Raw genomic sequence first — 20,215 nt, 5'->3', positions numbered from 1 at the left:
CGTTAGTTTGATAAGCGGCAAATATATATTATTTAAAATAATCCTCTAGACTTTAACTCTAAATACTTGTTAATGGTATCTCCTGTTAAGTTCTCTGGCTTTGTTAAAACAGCCTGAATTCCGTATTTCTTCAATTCTTTTACAATACTTTTCTTTTCATACATAAATTTTTCTGCAATAATACTGTCGTAAATCCCTAAAACATCTTCACTTTTTGTTGTGGTTAAGGCTTCTAAAGCCGTGTTTTCAAAAAAGACAACCAACACCAAATGGCTTTTAGCCAACGCTCTTAAATAGGGTAGTTGCCTATTTAAACCGTCCATAGTTTCAAAATTTGTATAAAGAATTAGTAAACTTCTTTGTGTAATTTTTCTTTTAACAACGGCATATAAAGTGCTAAAATCCGATTCTGAGAAATCTGTTTTAATATTGTGTAAGGCTTCCGAAATTAAACTCATTTGAGAGTTTCTTTTTTCTGCAACCACCCAATCTTCCAACTTTGTTGAAAACGACAACATACCTGCTTTGTCTTGCTTTCTTAAAATAACATTACTAATAGCCAATGTAGAATTGATGGCATAATCTAACAAACTTAAATTGTTAAAATGCATTTGCATAGCGCGTCCTTTATCAATAATAGAGTATACAGGTTGCGATTTTTCTTCTACATATTGATTGATCATTAACTGATTTCTCTTTGCAGTTGCTTTCCAGTTTAAAGACCGAATATCATCACCCGAAACATATTCTTTAATTTGCTCAAATTCTAAAGAATGCCCAATTCTACGTACTTTTTTTGTTCCATAAGAAACAGCATCATTGTTAAAAGCTCTAAAATCGAATTCTCTTAACTTTAAAAAGGATGGATAACATTTTAGCTCTTTTTCTTCTCCTAAAACATGTTTTTTAGTGGCTAATTGCAATGGAGAACTTACATATACATTGATATTACCAAATAAATAAACACCTCTTTCAGTTGGAATTAAATCGTAATGAATTGTTTTTTCTTCTTTTTTTGATAAAATAATATTGAAGATAAAATCTCTCTTTTGAAACTGAAACGGAATTTCTTCTATAATAGAAAGATGTGCTTTAAACTTGTATGAACTTTGTAATTGCATCGATATTTTATTTACATCTCCATTAGACAATCGTTCTGGTAAACACCTATTTACCGCAATTGCATTCTGGGTATTGTACAAAATAAAAATATCTATCAACACCAAAACAACTAACATAAAAAGCAACACTTTAGAAACTTCAAAAAAGAAAGGAATAAAAAAACCAACCACAAAAAGAGCTGCAATGCTTCCTAAAATATAGAAAAATCGATTGTTTAAAAATAATGTGTTGTAAAAGTGTTTCAATGTTGTTTGCTTTTAGCTTGTTAGCTTTTAGCTCTTAGCAAAATGCTAAAGGCTAAAGCATGTTTTTACCTCGGAATTTCTACTGCCTCAATAATTTGCTCAATAATTTGTTTACTCGTTAAACCTTCCATTTCTCTTTCTGGCGTTACAATTACCCTATGTTGCAATACGGGTATTGTTGCTCTTTTAATATCTTCTGGTGTAACAAAATCACGTCCTTCAATAGCTGCAAATGCTTTTGAAGCTCCTAAAATAGCAATACTTGCTCTTGGTGAAGCTCCTAAATATAAAAAGGAATTTGTTCTTGTATTTACTACAATATTGGCAATGTATTTTAATAGATTTTCTTCAATTTTAATCTGATTGACTAAATTTCTAAACTGAACTATTTTAGCTCCAGAAATAACCGTTTCAATTTTACTCGCTTTTGTCGTATTTTCTAAAGCTTGTTCTTTTAAAAGAATTTGTAATTCTTCATCTGCATTTGGGTAATCTACATTAATCTTGAATAAAAAACGATCTAATTGTGCTTCTGGTAAACGATACGTTCCTTCTTGCTCTATAGGGTTTTGCGTTGCTAAAACTACAAAAGGCTCTTGCAATTTAAACGTTTGTCCGTCTATAGTAATTTGTTTTTCTTCCATGACTTCAAACAAAGCAGCTTGTGTTTTTGCAGGCGCTCTATTTATTTCATCGATTAAAATCATACTCGAAAAAATAGGTCCTTTTTTAAACTCAAAATCAGATGTTTTTGCATTAAAAACAGAAGTTCCTAAAATATCTGAAGGCATTAAATCTGGTGTAAACTGAATTCGACTAAAGCCAACATCAATCGTTTTTGCTAGTAATTTAGCGGTAATGGTTTTGGCAACTCCAGGTACACCTTCTATTAAAACATGACCATCTGCAAGCAATGCAACGATTAATAAATCCATCATGTCTTTTTGACCTACAATTACTTTTTGTAGCTCTTTTTTTATCTTAAAAACACACTCTTGTAATTCAGATAAATCTATTCTATTTTCAAAAGAAATTCCTTGTTGTACTTCTTCGCTGTTTGGTGTTTCCATATCTTATTTATTTAAGAAATTTTCTATCATTTTATGCAAGACAATAAGCTCTCTTTCAAAGCATTCTATCTTATTATTTAAAGTGATAATTGTATTGATTAAATATTTTGTTTTCTGTAAATCATTACCAGATTTAGCCGCTAATTTCTCTATAAAATCAGCATTTAAATTAGTGGTATCTAAAAGGTATTTAGAGCGAACCTTTTCTAAAAAGTAAGCTATTTTTTTATCAACCAAATTGGTATGATCGTCTTCTTTTAAATACAAATTGGCAATGGTTTGTGTAAATTCTACTGTCGAATTTTTTAAGGGTTCTATAATAGGAATTGCTCGTTGTTTTCTTCGTGCATTAAAAAGCATAAACAATAATAACCCAATTAAGGAAACAAATAAAAACCACGTTAACGTTGGATGCTCTAAAAAGAATTTAAACACATTATGATCATCTTCTTTTTTATCTTCATATTTACTAGATTTTATCTGCGGATCCCAAATAATGGCTGCATTTGGCAAATACGAAAATACATTGGCCGCATATTCTTCTTTACCGTTTAACAAATAATAATTGGTAAAGGCGATAGGTTGGGTGTGTAGATAAAAAGCCCCTTTGCCATGATGTATTTTAATAAAATTAGGAACTTTTTCTCCATCTACAGCAAAGGTTCCTAAGATACTAGTGGTATTTTTATTGTATTGTAGAAAGTAATTTCTTCTAATATTTCTATCAAAAGAAAAAGACGTTTTAGAAAAAGCATTGTTATTTAACTCAAAAGTTCCGTCTAACTTTTTTAAATCTTTTACCTCATAAACGTCTTTATCTAAATTATTGGTGGTAAATTTTAAGGAAGATTTTAAACTGTCTTTAAAACTATTAAAGGCTAAAAACACATTATTTCCCTTAGAAACAAAGTCTAAAAGTTTTGCAACTCCTGTATTAGTCAATTTATAACCACCGTCTTTTATAGTAATATAATTGTGCGTTTTGGTGCTATCAAAAGCAGTATTGAGTTCTAAATAATCATAAATATTTTCCTTTAACAAGGTTACTTTTTGATTTTTAAACAACGTTTCAGCTTCATTATAAACAATATAATTACCAAACGGACTTTTCTCTTTCTCTTTAAAGTTTTCTGTCCAATCTGTTTTATTACAGCTTATTATAATGAACAAGAGCAGGAGTGGAGTATATTTTTTTAGTTGTTGAAATATCATTATTTTAAAGATTTTTTAAAAGATTGATACTTGCTTTCTGCCAATTTAAAATTGATTTCATCTATCGGAAAATCTCCATACCAAACATAAGAATATACGTACGATAAATACGAAAAATCAGTTCTTGTAGTGGTGTTTTCAATCTCGAAAAGGTATTCTGAATTGGTTTTATCTTTATGATAATCAATTAAATTTTTATCAGACAATATTTTTAAAACCGATAAATAATAATACCGAATTGCCAATCTGTATTCTTTTTCATTGATGGCTTTTTGTAGAAATCCATCGATATCCGTTTCATGAATATCTTCATCTTCATAAATTAACTTTTTCGACACTTTCTTTTTAGACTTTTTAAAATTCCAAAAATTAGTTTCTGTACCTAACAAGGTTTTTAAAATAATAATTATAATAATTCCTCCTAATAAATAAGGAAAAATAGTACTGATAAAAAACAAAAAGGCTGCAATAATTGCAGATTCTCCTTTAGAGAGTTCTTCAGACACCGGCTCTTCAATTTCTTCTTCTGTATATTGAAACTCTTTGTCGTTATATTTTTCTTTTACATTGTCTGTAAACGTTCTTTTTTCTGCATAATCAATAGATTTCTCATAATGAACAGTGTCTTTTTCTAAGAAAAGAAGACTGTCATTTTTAACCTGTCCAAAAGCAATGGAAGTAAAAAATAAGACGAAAAGAAATACCTTTTTCTGCATTAACGTAAATGATGTTTATTAGCTACCTTAAAAGGTAAAATTAAATAGTAATAACTAATTGAAGCTAAACTAACACCAATAATTGAAAAACATAAAATTGTAGGCATAACATTAGAATATCTGGTAATGTAACCTTCTAAAAAAGCGGCTACTAAGGTAAACGGAATGGTGCTTATAAAAATATAAAATGCTGCTTTCATGCCTATTTTAAAAGATTCGAAACGTTTGTATGCTCCTGGAAACAAAATACTAGCACCAATAATATAACCCGCTGCAGCTTCTATAATCATACCAAAAATCTCGTAAGTTCCATGAATCCAAATTCCTTTTAAACTGTCAAATAAACTATTATTTTGATAAAAAAATGCTTGAAAAACCGCTACCATAATGGCATTATAGACAACATAAAAGCCGGTTCCGATGCCTAAAAACAAACCAGATAAAAACATGTTTAAACCTACACGTTGGTTATTATCGTAAATACCAATAAAAGTTCCCCAATTGCTGCCACCTTTATAAATTGCCATGGCATCTCCACTTTCTATGTTTTCTAGTGTTTGATCTATATAATTGTTGCCTAAAATCTGTCTTGCAAATGAATTATCATTTAATGTTGATAATAAACCGATGAAAAAACAAACAAAAAAGATAATAAAAGACAAATAAATATATTTTCTGTATTGGTAGGCGAGTAGTGGTACTTTGTCAAAAAAGAAGTATAATAAAACATTTTTATTGCGTCTTTTTGAGTGATAAACCTTGTCGAAGCTAGACTTAGCCAACTTATTTAAATACTGAGTAACTTTACTTTTTGGGTAATAGGTTTGCGCATATACCAAATCATTCATGATTTTTATATGCAGGTTTGCAATGTCATCTGGACTTTTTTTCTCTTTATTTGAAAAACCTTGTTCAAATTCGAGCCATTTTTCTTTATTTTGCTTTATAAAAGCGACCTCTCTCATACAGAGCGAATTTAACCATTGCATGAAAAGACTCCAAATAAAAACGGCACAAAATGTAAACATCAATTTTACCCTTGCAAATGTTGGCCAACGGCTATTTGCTTTTGGAATAGATAATGTTATAAAGTTTGCATATTTCTATTTTGCTATTAAATTTTTAGATTTTAGTATGTTTCAAAACGTACTGGATGGAGATTCTTGGTCTTTACGCGCCATAGATGTATTTATTCTGTTGCCAGTTACATTTTATTCTTTATACTCTGAATTACTGCTAGACGGACAAACCGTTGGTAAAAAATTATTGCATTTAAAAGTTATTAATATTGATGGTTTTAAGCCTTCTACAACAGATTTTATTATCCGTTGGTTTTTAAGAATGGTAGATTTTAACCTTTTTACATTGCTATTTGTTTATGTAGCTTCATTAGGATTAGATGGAGAAATAGCTTTTTTAATATTACTTTTTTTCATAGGAAAAATGATTGGTTTCTTTTTAATTTTATTTACTAAAAATTACCAACGTTTTGGAGATATTATTGCCAATACAGTTGTTATTTATTTAAAAGATGATGTAAAATTTTCTGAAACTATTTTAGAAAATATTTCCAACGCATACGTACCAACATATCCAAATGTTATTAAACTGTCTGATAACGATGTGCGTATTATTAAAAACACATTTAATTCCGCAAAAAAATATAATGATTTTAAAACTCTAATTAAACTTAGATCTAAAGTTTTAGAAGTAACTGGAATTAAATCGATCCATAAAACAGATATTGAGTTTATAGATGTTGTTTTAAAGGATTATAATTTTTATACTCAGAGTATGTAATATTATTAATTAGTCTTTGGAAAAGAGGATGATTTGTTGTTTTTAAAAAACCTATTTAACATAATATAAATTATAATACAGTTTATGCAAACATACAAATTATATTTAATATCAGTATTTACATTTATTTAAATACTGTAAAACCTTTAGAATTTAGCTTACGCAGTCATTCCATCAATAAAGATGTTTATGTATTTTTTCATCTTTATGATGATTCTTTCACCAATTTCACGAGCTTTTAAAATACTTGGTCTATTATCCAAACACTTAAAAATGTCTTGTCTAATTGGCTCTTGTCCGTTATAAATATAGCTTTCAATTAAAGAGTTGAATTGTTGTTGGTCTAAATTTTCTTCTTCACAGATTCTAGATAAAGCTAATACTTTTTCTTGATGCCAATATTTTTCAAATTCATCTTGAATTTTATCTACATTATCTATATGTGGTAAATTTTCTTCTATAAACTTTTCTATTAGTTCTTTTTTACTTCTTAATTTAACATCACCACCTAATAAGTCTATAATTGCTTTTTTCTGTTTTTGAGCTTCTGTTTTATCTTTTACTTTTATTTTAGATAATAACTGTAAAATGTAAACGATATTTATTTCGTCTCTATGAATTAACTCTAACTCAAAATCTACATCATTCAAAATAGATGTTTTATGTGTTCTTCGCCCTTCATCTACAACATCTTTAATATCTAAATATTCGCTTTTATAGTTTTCAAATGTTTGCTCGTCAATTCCTAAATTTTTCCAGTCGAAATCAACATAAGATTCTAGAACGTTTTTTGCTCTTAAAAGCCTTCTGAATGCTTGTACAAATTGAAATTGCTGCTCCTCTCCTATTAAATTATCGACACTTTGGTGTGTTGGTGTAATTGTTAATAAAGCCTTTAAAGTTTCATCAAATTTTAAAGCAATATCTTCATAAGGTGGCACAATTATAGTTTCATTGGCATCTTTATTAGAAAACAACGTAATTGCTTCATCTGTAGCCTTTTTTAGGTTTCTAAAGCATACAATGTTACCTTGGGATTTCTTTTCTCCTAATATTCTATTGGTTCTAGAAAAGGCTTGTATTAAACCATGTTGTTTTAAATTTTTGTCTACATACAACGTATTTACTTTTTTGGCATCAAAGCCAGTAAGCATCATATTTACAACAATAACAAGGTCTAAGCGGTCAGCATCTTTACAATTTATCTTTTCTCGTTCTTTTAAACGTTTACTAATGTCTTTAAAATAATCTTCAAATAATTTGCTGTCTTTTGTGGAAAAACTAGTGTTGTACATTTGATTATAATCTACAATGTATTCGTCTAATTTTTCCCTAGAATGGCTAGATTTATAACTTAATTCGCTTTCTGCAGCAACATCAAATTCAACGTCTGGTAAATTATCTTGTGCATCTTCATTAGCTTCATTTGCTCCATAAGAAAAAATAGTTGCAATCCTTAAATTGTGCTCACCAGCTAATTTCTTAGCTTTAAAAATATCGTAATATTTAATTAAATTTTTAATATTACTTACTGCAAACAACGCAGAAAAATGTTTGTTATCTGTTTTTGTACTATGGTATCTAATAATATAATCAGCAATTTTTTCTAAGCGTTTTTCATCTTTAAAAACCTCTGTTTTATCAATATCTTCTACATCAATATCTAGTAATGTGTTGCTTTTCTTTTTATAACGACCAATATATTCTATTCCAAATTTTAATACATTACCATCACCAATGGCATCCGTAATTACATATTTGTGCAAACATTTTCCAAATAAGTCTTTGGTGGTTCTTTTTCCTAAATCGTTTTTAGAGGCATTGTCTGCAAAAATTGGTGTTCCAGTAAAACCAAATAATTGTGAATTTGTAAAATAGTCGGTAATTAGTTTGTGCGTTTCTCCAAACTGACTTCTATGGCATTCATCAAAAATAATGACGACTCGCTTATTTTTTAGGGTTGCTAACTTATTTTTATACTGCTCTTTAGAAATAGCATTGTTTAATTTCTGAATAGTTGTTAATACTAATTTAGAATCGCTTGCGAGTTGTTTTACTAAGCTATTGGTGTTTTTGGTAACGTCTACACTATCTTTTTTAAAAGAGTTAAATTCTTTCATGGTTTGATAGTCTAAATCTTTTCTATCAACCACAAAAAGCACTTTATCTACTGTAGGCAAATCCATAATAATCTGACTTGCTTTAAAAGAGGTTAATGTTTTACCAGAACCCGTTGTGTGCCATATATACGCGTTTTCTGAATTGTTTTGTACTTGTGTTACTAGTTTTTCTACGGCATAAAATTGGTACGGTCTTAACACCATTAAAATTTTATGTGTTTGGTTTCTTACAATGTACTTTGCAATCATTAACCCTAAATGCTTTGTATTTAAAAAAGCAGTTGTAAAATGGGTTAAATCTTTAATGTTTTTATTATCTACATCAGACCAGAAAAAGGTTTGTTTTACAGATTGTAACTCATTATTAGCCAAATATTTTGTGTTTACTCCATTACTAATTATAAATAATTGTACGTACTGAAATAAGCCATGATTAGACCAAAATGAATGCTTCTGATACCTATTAATTTGATTAAATGCTTCTTTAATTTCTAAACCTGGTCTTTTTAGTTCTATTTGTATTAAAGGCAAACCATTAACCAATAAAGTAACATCATATCTGTTTTTATACGTGCCTTCTTGGGTAATTTGATTGGTTACTTGATACAGATTTTTAGAAGTATCTTCATTATTAAAAAAACGAATATAGGTAGCTTCTCCTCTATCGTTTTCAAATTGAAAACGACCTCTTAAAGTCTTTGCTTTTTCAAAAACATTTCCTTTTTCTAAATGGTTTAAAATCTTGTCAAACTCTTTATCTGAAAACGTACAATTATTAAATTTCTCTAATTGATTTTTAAGATTCAATACTAAGTTAATGCCGTCTAAAACAGATACCTTATCGTATCCTAAATCAACTAATTGTTTAATTAGGTTGTTTTCTAATTGTAATTCAGATTGTTTACTCATATTCTTTTTCTTGTCATTGCGAGGCACGAAGCAATCTGTTTATTTAACTCTCTATTCTTTGTGTTCTCCTTTTTATGTTCTCACTCTTACGTGGGTTTGCTTCACTATCGTTCGCAATGACGGATTCGAGTGTCATTGCGAGGCTCCCATCCAATTCGTCATTGCGAGGGACGAAGCAATCTGTAAATGTTACTCTCTACTCTTTTTTTTCTCACTGTTATGTGCTCACTCTTGTGTGGGTTTGCCACGTCGAGTTTACTTCGTAGCTCGCAACAGGCTGTTCCTCCTCGCAATGACTAAAGTAACTCCACCCAATTAGGATTCTCGCTTTCTATCAACGCAATTTTTTTCGCTCTATTTCCTGCTTTTAATTGTTTTTCTCTTGCAATGGCATCGCCTATCATTTGAAAGGATTCAAAGTACACCAATTTATCTAAATTATAACGCGCAGTAAACGATTTTTTATCAACTTTACTTCTGTGTTGTTTTATGCGTTGTTCTAAATTAGCTGTTACACCAACGTATAATGTGGTGTTATTTTTATTAGTTAATATGTATACAAATCCTGGTTTCATAATAGGTTCCGTCATTGCCTTACTCTTCGTCATTGCGAGGCCTTTTTCGGCCGCGGCAATCTGTTAATTGTTACGCTCTACTCTCTGTCTTCTCCTCTTTACGTTCTCACTCTTACGTGAGATTGCTTCATACTTCGCAATGACACTCGAACTCTTCTCCTCTTTGTGTCCTCACTCTTGCGTGGGTTTGCTTCACTATCGTTCGCAATGACGGATTCGAGTGTCATTACCTTCAAACTCGTCATTGCAAGACCACTGTTGCGAGGTACAGCCTGTTGCGAGGGTACGAAGCAAAAGCAATCTAGCCGTGGCAATCTGTTAGTTACAATAAACAGATTGCTTCAATCGTTCCTCTTTCGCAATGACTTACAAAACGCAATGACACTTTACACAAACATCTGTTGCAACAACCCTTTTTTAAAGGTTTGTGTTTTTGCTATTTGAGTTTGTACGTTTTCTATTTTTATATCAATAGCACTTAAATAGGTGGCTATTTTTTGTTGTTCTTTTAGGGATGGAATATTTAATTTTAATGATTTAAGTTGACCCCCAGTAATTAGTGGTTGTCCTGAACCAAATACTAATCGATTTAGATTATAAAAATCTAAATAAAAATATATAAACTTTATATCTATAGCATTGTTACAAACAACAACTAAAGTATTATCCGAAACACCAAATTTATCATTTACGACATTAATTGTACCTGAATTAGCTCCAACTCTTGCAATTAGTATGAAAAATCCATCGTGTGAAAAATCATCACATTTACCAATAATTCCTGTTGAACCATAAAGAGGAAAAACGCCTGTTTCATTTGATTTACTTTTTCCAGATTTAATACTATCACAAACCTCCCCCAACTTCTTCTCTTCCCAATTAGTAAAATCACTACCATCATCAGTTTTAAAACGCAATTGCTTACTAAAAACTTGTTGCATTACGCCTTTTTTGTACTGCTCTAAAAGGGTTTTCTTTTGGGTTAATTGTTCTATTTTATCATCTACCGATGTTAAAAATGTCGCTATTTTTTGTTGTTCTTGTATGTTTGGGATTGAAATTTTTATAAGTTTAATAATACCGCCACTTAAATTTTGTTGACCACCATCATTACTTAATTTTCTTATTTCATCATATCTCCCTGCCAAATTTTGATATAAATAATTTCCATCAATCTTTTTTGAAACTATAATTGCTGCACAAGCTTGGTTAGTAGTTGCTTCAATTCCTAATCTAGCTACTTTTCCTCTTGTTTTTCCTTGACCATACATAGCCATTAATATAGTGCCAATTGGAAATAATTTTGCAGATGAATTTATTAATGCTTCTTCTGTTATTTTCTCAACTGAATCTGAAATAATATTAAAATTTATTAAAGATGTAGTTATCCAAGGGATGTTTCCATTCCAAAATTTTATATTTATTCTGCTGGGTGTTCCTCCCGAACTTACTTTTGCAATATTTCCTAATCTCTTCTTTTCCCAATCACCATCAAACTCTTTAAAACGTAGTTTAGGTACACGCACGTCATTGCGAGGCTTTTTTGCCGTGGCAATCTCTTCCTGATGAGCAGATTGCTTCGTGCTTCGCAATGACGTTTCTTTAGTAATAGCAGTAGTATTTTTGTTTTCTGCTGCCATTAAAAAGGAGTTTCAATATTTAACTCTTTACAGAAATCTGCTATTGTTGCATCCGTTTTGGCAATGTCAGTTTCTAAACTTTTTAAGTATGTAGAAACACTTAAAAGGTCTATTGCTTCTTCTTCTTCAAATGTATCTACATAACGTGGTATGTTTAAATTATAGTCGTTTTCTTTAACTTCGTCTAAAGTAGCCACATAACTGTATTTCTCTTTGGTTTCTCTATTTCTGTAGGTATCTATTATTTCTTGTAAATGTGCATCAGTTAGTACATTTTGCGTTTTTACTTTATCAAAATGATTGCTGGCATCAATAAATAAGATATTTTGTTCGCTGAGCGGAGTCGAAGCGCGGTTCTTTTTTAATACTAAAATACACGTTGGAATACTTGTTCCAAAAAAGATGTTAGACGGCAAACCAATAACGGCATCTAATTGGTTTTTATCTTCAATTAAATATTTTCTAATATGTCCTTCTGCAGCACCTCTAAACAAAACACCATGTGGTAAAACGCACGCCATAGTTCCATTTTCATCTAATTGATGAATCATGTGTTGTACAAAGGCAAAATCTGCTTTACTTTTAGGTGCCATCTTTCCATAAGGAGAAAAACGGTCATCACTAATAATACTATCTGGATTCCAATTGGCAGAAAATGGTGGATTGGCTACAATGGCTTCAAAACGTTCGTCTATATGCTTAGGGCTTGGGTTTACGAGTGTATCTTCATTAAAAATATCAAACTTTTTATAATGTACATTGTGCATAATTAGGTTCATTCTGCACAAGTTGTACGTAGTTGGGTTGCTTTCTTGTCCGTAAAAACTACCCACTTCTTTTACTTCTTTGGCAACTCTTAATAATAAAGAACCAGAGCCACACGTTGGGTCGTACACAGATTTTAAACGCTCTTTATCTGTAGTAACAATTTTTGCTAATATTTTAGATACTTGTTGTGGTGTATAAAATTCTCCAGCTTTTTTTCCTGCTCCAGAGGCAAACTGACCAATTAAATATTCATAGGCATCGCCTAACAAATCGTTTTCATTGTTTTCTAAATCGAAATCAATTCCTTCTAAATGCGTTAATACTTTTACAATAAGTTCGTTTTTTGCTTCTTCGGTTTTACCTAATTTACTACTTGTTAAATCTAAATCTTCAAACAGATTGCCAAAATCGTCCTCAGATTCACTCCCCATAGTACTCTGTTCTATATTGGTAAGTACTTTTTGTAAATCTTCTAAAATAAATTTATGTACACCGCCCGAGTTTCCTCTTTTGGCTAATTCACTAAATAATTCAGTAGGTTTTAAATAATAACCTAAAGCATCTAAGGCATCTAATTTTATTTCTTGTAATAAGATTTCTTCTGCTTCGTGTCCTATAACTTCATGATATTCTAAACCGTCTGGTTTTAAAATAACATTGGCGTGTAAAGACATTTTTTTACTTAAATATTTATAAAAGATAAAGCCTAATATATAATCTCTAAAATCATCTGCATCCATATTACCTCTTAAATCGTTGGCAATATTCCATAATGTTTGATGTAATTGTACTTGGTTTTCTGACATTTATGTATGTAGTTTTTTATGAAATAATATTCATAAATAGGTGCAATTTTTTTTGTTTAAAATTAGCAAAATTAAAGGAACTAGCAAATGAATTTAAAAGAGATTTTGGGATGGAAAACAAAAGAGATGCGCTTCTTCAATTTTAATTAAAGTAAGGAATTGAATTTATGAATATTATAAATAAAATGGCATGCGTAAAGCAAAGTAACCCAGTAATAAAAAGACAGGACAGGCGACACGCAGAATAGTATGAAACATATTATTTCATAATATGACATGGCGCATGTACCGTTGAAGAACGGGGTAAAATAGCTATAAGTTATAACAATATTAATCTAAAGACAAATTAAACTCATAATCCATTCGCTGACTCAAAACACGGATTATTAAAATACCGTCTGTTGTGATTAGATAGAATATAGTATGTGATTTATACCTAAATCTTTTTAATTCTCTAATATATTCTGAGGCATCTCGACCCAAATCAATATTTTTAGAAAGGACTTTAAAAGTTTCGTGCATTGATAAGAAATAATTTTGAGCTTGTGAAAGGCCAAACTTTGATATGCCGAATTCATACATTACAGTCAAATCGAATTCCGCTTTGATAGAAAGTTTATAGTCTGCCATCTTGTTTCATTCTGGCTTCAACTTCTTTCATAATTTCAGGTAACGATTTAGAACTAACACCGCTATCTAAACCTTGTTGAAGTTTAATTTTTAATGAAATAAAATCACTGTTTTGAGCTTGATCTTGTCGCACTAAATTTCTTAAATACTCGCTGTCATTGGTGAATTCTCCAGCTTCAATTTGAGCTTTTATCCATTGGTCTTGTTGTTCTGTAAAAGTAACTGTCTTCCTAATTGTTGCCATAACCATAATATTAAATAATCATACTATTGGTGCAATATAGTGATTTGTACTTTATGATCTAAAATATCACAGAAGATTCTGAACATTCTATAAACATGAGTTTTATTATTCTACAACACGTATTTATTTAAATTCCGTAGAATCTCGTATTTGGTATTATGTAGGAATATTTTTTAAATACGCGATTCTCAGGAACCGTATTATTAGTCAGAAACCACATTGTTAGTTCGAGTGATCTAAATCTTTTCTGTCTACTACAAAAAGTACTTTGTCTACTTGGGCAAATCCATAATAATTTGACTTGCTTTAAAAGAGGTTAATGTTTTACCTGAACCCATTGTATGCCATATATAAGCGTTTTCTGTATTGTTTTGTACTTGTTTAACTAGTTTTTCTACTGCATAAAATGGGTAAGGTCTTAACACCATTAAAATTTTATGTGTTTGGTTTCTTACAATATACTTTGCAATCATTAACCCTAAATGCTTTGTATTAAAAAAAGCAGTTGTAAAATGGGTTAAATCTCTAATGTTCTTATTATTTACATCAGACCAGAAAAAGTTTGCTTTTTCTGGCTATTTATCAATGCATCAAATACGTAATAACAAACAAAACTAAAATTAAACTAAGATTGTAGTTCCTTTTGATGTTTTATTATTTTGTTCATCAAAATAAAAATCTATTCTTCCTAGATTAATACCATAAGCGCCAACTTGATTTACAAGTGTGTTTTTTCCATCAATATTTTTTACGATAGTTGGTTTTGGTAAAAATGTATGTGTATGACCTCCAATAATTAAGTCTATATTTTTAGTGATTTTTGCTAAACTTAAATCAGATATTTTATTTGGATCTCTTCTATAATTATACCCCAAATGCGATAAACAGATTACTAAATCGCATTTTTCTACGTTTTTTAATTGATTTGTAATGTCTTGAGTAATTTCAACAGGATTTAAGTAACCTGTTTCTTTGTACATTTTTTTACTAACCAAACCTTCTAACTCAATACCCAAGCCAAAAATGCCGATTTTAATTCCATCTTTAACTATAATTTTATAAGGTTTTACGTGCGTATCTAAAACCGTGTTTTTAAAATCGTAATTTGCGGAAACAAAATCGAACTTTGCATTTGGCAGTTGCTTATATAAACCTTCTATTGAGTTATCAAAATCATGATTTCCTATAGTAGCAACATCGTATTTTAGCATGCTCATCAACTTAAATTCAAGCTCGCCACCAAAATAATTAAAATAAGGAGTTCCTTGAAAAATATCACCAGCATCTAATAATAACGTATTATTATTTTCTCTTCGTATTTGCTCAATTAAAGTGGCTCTTCTTGCAATACCACCTTTATTTGCATTTCTGCTATGGTTTGGTTTAAAGGGTTCTATTTGACTGTGTGTATCATTTGTATGTAAAATTGTGATATGACGTTTTTGTTTTTCTGCAAAAGAAGCCAACGAAAAACCACCAACTACTAGTGCAGAGGCTCCACAAAATTGTTTTATAAAGTTTCTTCTTTTCATATTATTGAATTTTTATACGATTATCAATTCCTACTTTTAAAGTATCTGTTTTTTCAAAATAATCGATTACAGCATCTCTTACTTTATAATTAAGATTTGTTAATTTCTTTGGGTTTTTAAAGAAATCCATTCCATCTCCACCAGTTTGTAAATAATCGGATGTTAAAACGTTGTATGTTTTATTTTTATCGAACTTTTTACCATTTATTTTCAATTCAAAACCATCGTCTTTTATTAATAAATCTATATTTTTTGATAAAGGATGTGCACTCTTTTTTTGAATAAAATAATGGATTAATTCTTTCACTTTATCGCTTGTTAATTCTACTACAACAAGCTCATTATCGAAAGGCATTAATTTAAAAGCACTTTCTTTAGTTACATTTCCTGCACCAATTGATGTTCTTAAACCTCCATTATTAAACATCGAAAAATCTATAGAAGTGTTTGCTTTTTTTTGAAACATTGGGTTTGCAATATCTACACATAAATCTGCCATTAAATTACCTAAAGTACTTTGCATTTGAGCGCTTTGTTTGGTTAAATCTTTAGCAGTGTAGGTTAAAACTCTTTCCATCTCGTCTATTAATTTATTTTTATAAGGCATAATAACGTTATCAATTTCTGCTGATGCAACAATTGTACTATCAATAGTAATATTTTTAGCTGTTATTTTTGTGAGACTTCTTTCTGTATTTTTGCAAGAAGCAAATAAAAGAAACAGGCAAATAAAATGGATTGTTTTCATTAAGTTGATATTAGCTGGCAATTTATAATAATAATTTGATAAACTTTATTTATTTAATATTCCTTTGCAACTTGTAAGTATATAATTAAAATGTTCAACATTATTTTTGTTTCGTTTTAAGGTTCCTGTTATACTAACATCATTATCTGTTTTAAAGTTTTGTTTGTTAATAAATTCAAGTTCTATTGCTGTTTCCAGACCTCCTTGACCACAAAAATAAAAAGATCACATTGGCCCTTTAGATAGCATGTATATATTTTCTTTTGATACAACTTCTAAAAAATAACCTTTAATTGTTATTTGTTTCCCTTCTAAAGTTTTTACTGATGCTGAACATGTGGGATACATAAAATAAGTACCATATTCTGAAAAATAGGTATCTGTAAATTTTATTTTTGACAAGTCTTGCCAAGTAATATTTTGTTGACTAAAACTATAGAAACCACGCTCCTATTTTACACAGCTATTGGCCATTGATCTTTTTGTATGAATAATTCATTTTTCCACAACTTTAATTCTTCATCTGTAAGTAGACAGGTGTTTAATTGCCTAATCATTCCTTCTTTGTCTAAATGTTGACCTATGAAAACCAATTCTATTTTTCGATCACCAAAAACAAGATCCCAATCAGATTCAATTTGATCTTTATTTTCTGCAAATGAAGCCGCATTAATTCTTTCAGAAAAAGACATAGATGCCCACCATACACCTGCATTGTCTGCTTTACAAGATCCTCCGGCAGAACTCCATACTAAAGCTTGGTTAGATATTGAGGCTAACCAAAACAATCCTTTACTTCTAATAATATTTTGAGGAAAACGTTGATTTAGATAATTTAAAAAGCGGTCTGGATGAAATGGTTTTTTACTTCTATAAACAAAAGAACTTATTCCATACTCTTCAGTTTCTGGCACATGATCATTTTCTAATTCTTTTATCCATCCTGCAGAAGCTTCGGCTTTTTCATAATCAAATAAACGGGTATTTAAAACACTTTCTAAGACAACCTTAGATTTTTCTGTTATAATAATACTCGCTTCTGGGTTTAGTTTATGAATAATTGCTCGCAATTCTTCTAATTGATCTTCAGAAACCAAATCAATTTTATTTATAAGGATCACGTTTGCAAACTCAATTTGGTCAGTCAATAAATTCACAATAGTTCTATTATCGCCTTCTATATTGGTCAATTCTCTACTTGTTAGATAATCTGCACTCGAAAAATCTTTTAAGAAATTAAAAGCATCTACTACGGTTACCATAGTATCTATATAGCTAAAACGACTTAAATCTATTTTACCATCTTCACTTTCAAAAGTAAACGTTTGTGCTACAGGAATTGGCTCACTTATACCAGTACTTTCAATTAATAAATAATCGAATTTATTTTGAGCCGCTAACTTTTCTACCTCAATCATTAAATCTTCACGCAATGTGCAACAAATACAACCGTTAGACATTTCTACCAATTTTTCTTCGGTTCTAGAAAGCGTATTTTCATTTTCAATAAATTGAGCATCTATATTTACTTCACTCATATCATTTACAATTACGGCTACTTTTAAGCCTTCTTTATTGTGTAATATATGATTTAGTAAAGTTGTTTTTCCTGCTCCTAAAAAGCCACTTAATACTGTTACTGGTAATTTTTTCATGCTGATTTATAGTTGTTTTAAATATTAATTAAGAACACTATTAACAATTTTATGTAATAATTGGGGGTCACTTCCTGGACCTATTGTTAATAATTTAGAACCTGTTATAGGAATGCCTTTAAAAGGTCTAATAAAGGCTTCACCATCTGGAGTGCGTTCAAAATAAGTGTAGTTTTTTTCTGTACCAATTAGAGTACAACCTTTTACACGAAGAATACTTTTAGGTATTTTTCTGCAAATTTCTTTGATGGCATTATGGTTTGGTAAATTAGGTAATACAACAGAACATGAAGACCAATGTGTTTTTTGATGTTCTATTTTTTGAAGCTTGTTTTTAGTAGGTAAAAGTGCTGGTAGTAATGAAGCATCTAAATTATGAATGTTTATAATTTTTGCAAATGGGTTTATTTTTTTTAATGCTTCGATCACTTCATTTTCTCTAGTTTTTGATGTTTTATCTACATGTGTTAAAACAAATAAAGAAGAAACTAGAATTTGATTTAATTCTAATTCGTTATGTTCTCCCCTTTTTTGCCAGTTTTTAACATCGATAACAGATATTTGAATGGGCGGTAAAAAGCGTTCGTTAATACCAACGCCCAAAAATTCCATCAATGAACAAGCATCTGATGTTCCGTTTGCTTCTATTAAAGTAATGCCTTTATTTCTTTGCGGAATTCTATTTACAATATTTCTAAGTTCTACAATACCACTGCAACAAATACAGCTACCACTAAGTGCTTTTATACTTTTTAATTCAACTTGTTTTGTAAACTGTTGCGCATCCATATTTGCATTTTCATAATCATTCAGAATTAAAAATGGACTCCAACCTTTTTCTGTAAAACTATTGATTAACTGTTTTAATAACGTTGTTTTTCCTGCACCTAAAAAACCTACAATTGTAATAATAGCTTCCATATTCTAAATAATTTACACATTAAAAATAGGAATACAATTTAAAATTTATTTTCAACTTCTGCAGCTTCTAACATTAAATAATGAAGGTCTGTGTTTTTTATAAAAGGTTTTAAAAGCTGACTTCCTGGTCCATACATTGCCAATTCTACATAATCTGCAGAATGATGCATACTTATCCAACCTACAGAATTGTGTTTTTTTTGAATTTCTGCCAAAGCTTTAAAAGGAAGATGTTTAGGGTTGTAAAGACCTTTTTCTGTTTTTAGGTTAGAATAATACGTTAATAATAGTGTAGCCTCCTCATTTGTAAGGCTAAAATTATTAGCATAATCTACTCTTTCTTTTACTTGAGATATAGACGTTTCTTTTCCAAAACCTTTTAAAATCCACTCGTTACTATGTTTGTATTTTTGAATAGCATCAAAATTATCATTCGCCTTATCTCCATAAATTACTCCAGGATTAGAATTACCATGATCTGTTGTAATAATAACCAAAGTTTCTCCATCTTTTTCAGCAAAATCCATGGCTACTTGTATGGCTTCATCATGCGCCGCTTGGTCATATATAAGACCTGCAATATCATTACCATGTGCAGCCCAATCTACTCTTCCGGCTTCTACTTGTAAAACAAAACCTTTAGCATGATTTTCCATTGTATCAATGGCTTTTTTAGTCATGTCGGCAAGTGTTGGTATTTGCTGCGATAATTCTTTGTTATTTTGTTGATCTATAGAATATGGAAGTCCATTATCATCAAAAACACCTAAAATAGGCTTGTCAATAGCAGCAGAAAGCATTTCGTTTCTGTTTTTTACAACTTTATAACCTTTAGATTCAAAAGCTTTGTACATATCTTTTTTATCCTTTCTCTTTTCTGAAGAAAAATAAGCATCTCCTCCGCCCATCATTACATCAAACTTTTGCTCTAGATATATTTCTGCAATTTCTTCTTGAGCATTTCTAGATTTAGAATTTACACAAAAACCAGCAGGAGTTGCATGTGTTATAGGTACCGTGGTTACACAACCCGCTTTTTTACCTGCTTTTTTAAATTTTTGCCAAATAGGAAGGTGCGGTTCCCCATTTTTACTCACATTTAATCCACCATTATTAATTCTTACACCGCCACCCCAAGAAGAGCTTGCAGCAGCAGAATCTGTAACAATAGAATTAGCAGAAGCCATATCCATTAAAGCTCTATTTACTTTATTATCTTTATATAATTGTAACCAATTAGTACCAGTACCCATTTTTCTAGACAGATATAAATCTGTCATATTTAAAGTTCCAATACTCATTCCGTCACTAATAATAATGATAATATTCTTTGCTTTTTTATTTTTAATATCATCAATAATTGTATTTGCTATATTATTAAAAGGATGTAATAAAGCTGCACCAAGACTAATTAGCGATCCATTTTTAAAAAACTTTCTTCTGTTCATTTTTTCTATTGATTAAATATTTCTAATGCTAAAATTATTTGTTTGTGTACCACA

At 30.0% G+C, this 20,215-nt stretch carries 19 protein-coding genes; 1 reads left to right on the top strand and 18 read right to left on the bottom strand.

All coding sequences use genetic code 11. From position 1 onward, the window contains the following. Positions 1 to 32: 32 nt before the first annotated feature. The 5 genes from GQS58_RS14565 to GQS58_RS14545 all read right to left on the bottom strand — a co-directional run bounded on the left by GQS58_RS14565 (position 33) and on the right by GQS58_RS14545 (position 5,330). Positions 33 to 1,367, bottom strand: coding sequence for a DUF58 domain-containing protein (locus tag GQS58_RS14565; RefSeq protein WP_166387184.1), 1,335 nt, complete (start codon positions 1,365 to 1,367; stop codon positions 33 to 35). Between the two features lie 65 nt (positions 1,368 to 1,432). Then, entirely contained in the window at positions 1,433 to 2,437 is a 1,005-nt protein-coding gene (locus GQS58_RS14560; RefSeq protein WP_166387182.1) for an AAA family ATPase, read from the bottom strand. 3 nt (positions 2,438 to 2,440) lie between these two features. Beyond that, the gene (locus tag GQS58_RS14555) at positions 2,441 to 3,649 is read right to left on the bottom strand and encodes a DUF4350 domain-containing protein (RefSeq protein ID WP_166387180.1); all 1,209 of its coding nucleotides are present in this window, start codon (positions 3,647 to 3,649) and stop codon (positions 2,441 to 2,443) included. After that, positions 3,649 to 4,365 (bottom strand): hypothetical protein, encoded by a 717-nt coding sequence (locus tag GQS58_RS14550; RefSeq protein WP_166387178.1) that lies wholly within the window; start codon positions 4,363 to 4,365, stop codon positions 3,649 to 3,651. Before GQS58_RS14550 ends, GQS58_RS14555 begins: the two co-directional genes overlap by 1 nt. Continuing rightward, complete coding sequence (locus GQS58_RS14545) at positions 4,365 to 5,330, bottom strand: stage II sporulation protein M (protein WP_166387176.1); 966 nt, start codon at positions 5,328 to 5,330, stop codon at positions 4,365 to 4,367. Before GQS58_RS14545 ends, GQS58_RS14550 begins: the two co-directional genes overlap by 1 nt. Before the next feature lie 22 nt (positions 5,331 to 5,352). Here GQS58_RS14545 and GQS58_RS14540 point away from each other — a divergent pair, with 22 nt between their 5' ends. Then, complete coding sequence (locus GQS58_RS14540; protein WP_166387174.1) at positions 5,353 to 6,165, top strand: RDD family protein; 813 nt, start codon at positions 5,353 to 5,355, stop codon at positions 6,163 to 6,165. Between the two features lie 158 nt (positions 6,166 to 6,323). On the opposite strand, the gene GQS58_RS14535 is transcribed toward GQS58_RS14540, so the two are convergent. From GQS58_RS14535 to GQS58_RS14470, 13 genes are all read right to left on the bottom strand, one after another. Continuing rightward, positions 6,324 to 9,194 (bottom strand): type I restriction endonuclease subunit R, encoded by a 2,871-nt coding sequence (locus tag GQS58_RS14535; protein ID WP_166387172.1) that lies wholly within the window; start codon positions 9,192 to 9,194, stop codon positions 6,324 to 6,326. 296 nt (positions 9,195 to 9,490) lie between these two features. After that, positions 9,491 to 9,769, bottom strand: coding sequence for a GIY-YIG nuclease family protein (locus GQS58_RS14530; RefSeq protein WP_166387272.1), 279 nt, complete (start codon positions 9,767 to 9,769; stop codon positions 9,491 to 9,493). A gap of 386 nt (positions 9,770 to 10,155) precedes the next feature. Further along, positions 10,156 to 11,409, bottom strand: coding sequence for a restriction endonuclease subunit S (locus tag GQS58_RS14525; protein WP_166387170.1), 1,254 nt, complete (start codon positions 11,407 to 11,409; stop codon positions 10,156 to 10,158). Beyond that, entirely contained in the window at positions 11,409 to 12,983 is a 1,575-nt protein-coding gene (locus GQS58_RS14520; RefSeq protein ID WP_166387168.1) for a type I restriction-modification system subunit M, read from the bottom strand. Before GQS58_RS14520 ends, GQS58_RS14525 begins: the two co-directional genes overlap by 1 nt. Before the next feature lie 330 nt (positions 12,984 to 13,313). Continuing rightward, a complete protein-coding gene (locus tag GQS58_RS14515) occupies positions 13,314 to 13,613 on the bottom strand; it encodes a type II toxin-antitoxin system RelE/ParE family toxin (RefSeq protein ID WP_166387166.1) in 300 nt (99 codons plus the stop codon). After that, on the bottom strand, positions 13,600 to 13,857 hold the full coding sequence (locus GQS58_RS14510; protein WP_166387164.1) for a type II toxin-antitoxin system ParD family antitoxin: 258 nt from the start codon (positions 13,855 to 13,857) through the stop codon (positions 13,600 to 13,602). Before GQS58_RS14510 ends, GQS58_RS14515 begins: the two co-directional genes overlap by 14 nt. Positions 13,858 to 14,129: 272 nt before the next feature. Then, positions 14,130 to 14,330, bottom strand: coding sequence for a DEAD/DEAH box helicase family protein (locus GQS58_RS14505; protein ID WP_240914631.1), 201 nt, complete (start codon positions 14,328 to 14,330; stop codon positions 14,130 to 14,132). 147 nt (positions 14,331 to 14,477) lie between these two features. After that, positions 14,478 to 15,389 carry a bifunctional metallophosphatase/5'-nucleotidase gene (locus GQS58_RS14500; protein ID WP_166387162.1) on the bottom strand — a complete coding sequence of 304 codons (912 nt, stop codon included), beginning with the start codon at positions 15,387 to 15,389 and terminating at the stop codon, positions 14,478 to 14,480. A 1-nt stretch (position 15,390) separates the two neighbouring features. Beyond that, positions 15,391 to 16,137, bottom strand: a complete 747-nt coding sequence (locus GQS58_RS14495; RefSeq protein ID WP_166387160.1) for a 5'-nucleotidase C-terminal domain-containing protein — start codon at positions 16,135 to 16,137, stop codon at positions 15,391 to 15,393. Positions 16,138 to 16,362: 225 nt separating this feature from the next. Next, positions 16,363 to 16,539, bottom strand: a complete 177-nt coding sequence (locus GQS58_RS14485) for a hypothetical protein (RefSeq protein ID WP_166387158.1) — start codon at positions 16,537 to 16,539, stop codon at positions 16,363 to 16,365. A gap of 53 nt (positions 16,540 to 16,592) precedes the next feature. Next, positions 16,593 to 17,792, bottom strand: coding sequence for a GTP-binding protein (locus tag GQS58_RS14480; protein WP_166387156.1), 1,200 nt, complete (start codon positions 17,790 to 17,792; stop codon positions 16,593 to 16,595). Between the two features lie 24 nt (positions 17,793 to 17,816). Further along, positions 17,817 to 18,713, bottom strand: a complete 897-nt coding sequence (locus GQS58_RS14475; RefSeq protein WP_166387154.1) for a GTP-binding protein — start codon at positions 18,711 to 18,713, stop codon at positions 17,817 to 17,819. Between the two features lie 38 nt (positions 18,714 to 18,751). Then, positions 18,752 to 20,161 (bottom strand): alkaline phosphatase, encoded by a 1,410-nt coding sequence (locus GQS58_RS14470; RefSeq protein ID WP_166387153.1) that lies wholly within the window; start codon positions 20,159 to 20,161, stop codon positions 18,752 to 18,754. Positions 20,162 to 20,215: the final 54 nt, after the last annotated feature.

Origin of the sequence: Polaribacter sp. 11A2H, assembly GCF_011379025.1 — a bacterium.
In the GTDB taxonomy this organism is placed as follows: Bacteria; Bacteroidota; Bacteroidia; order Flavobacteriales; family Flavobacteriaceae; genus Polaribacter.
The sequence above is the reverse complement of the archived record's forward strand: the minus strand, read 5'-3'. Positions and strand labels throughout refer to the sequence as shown.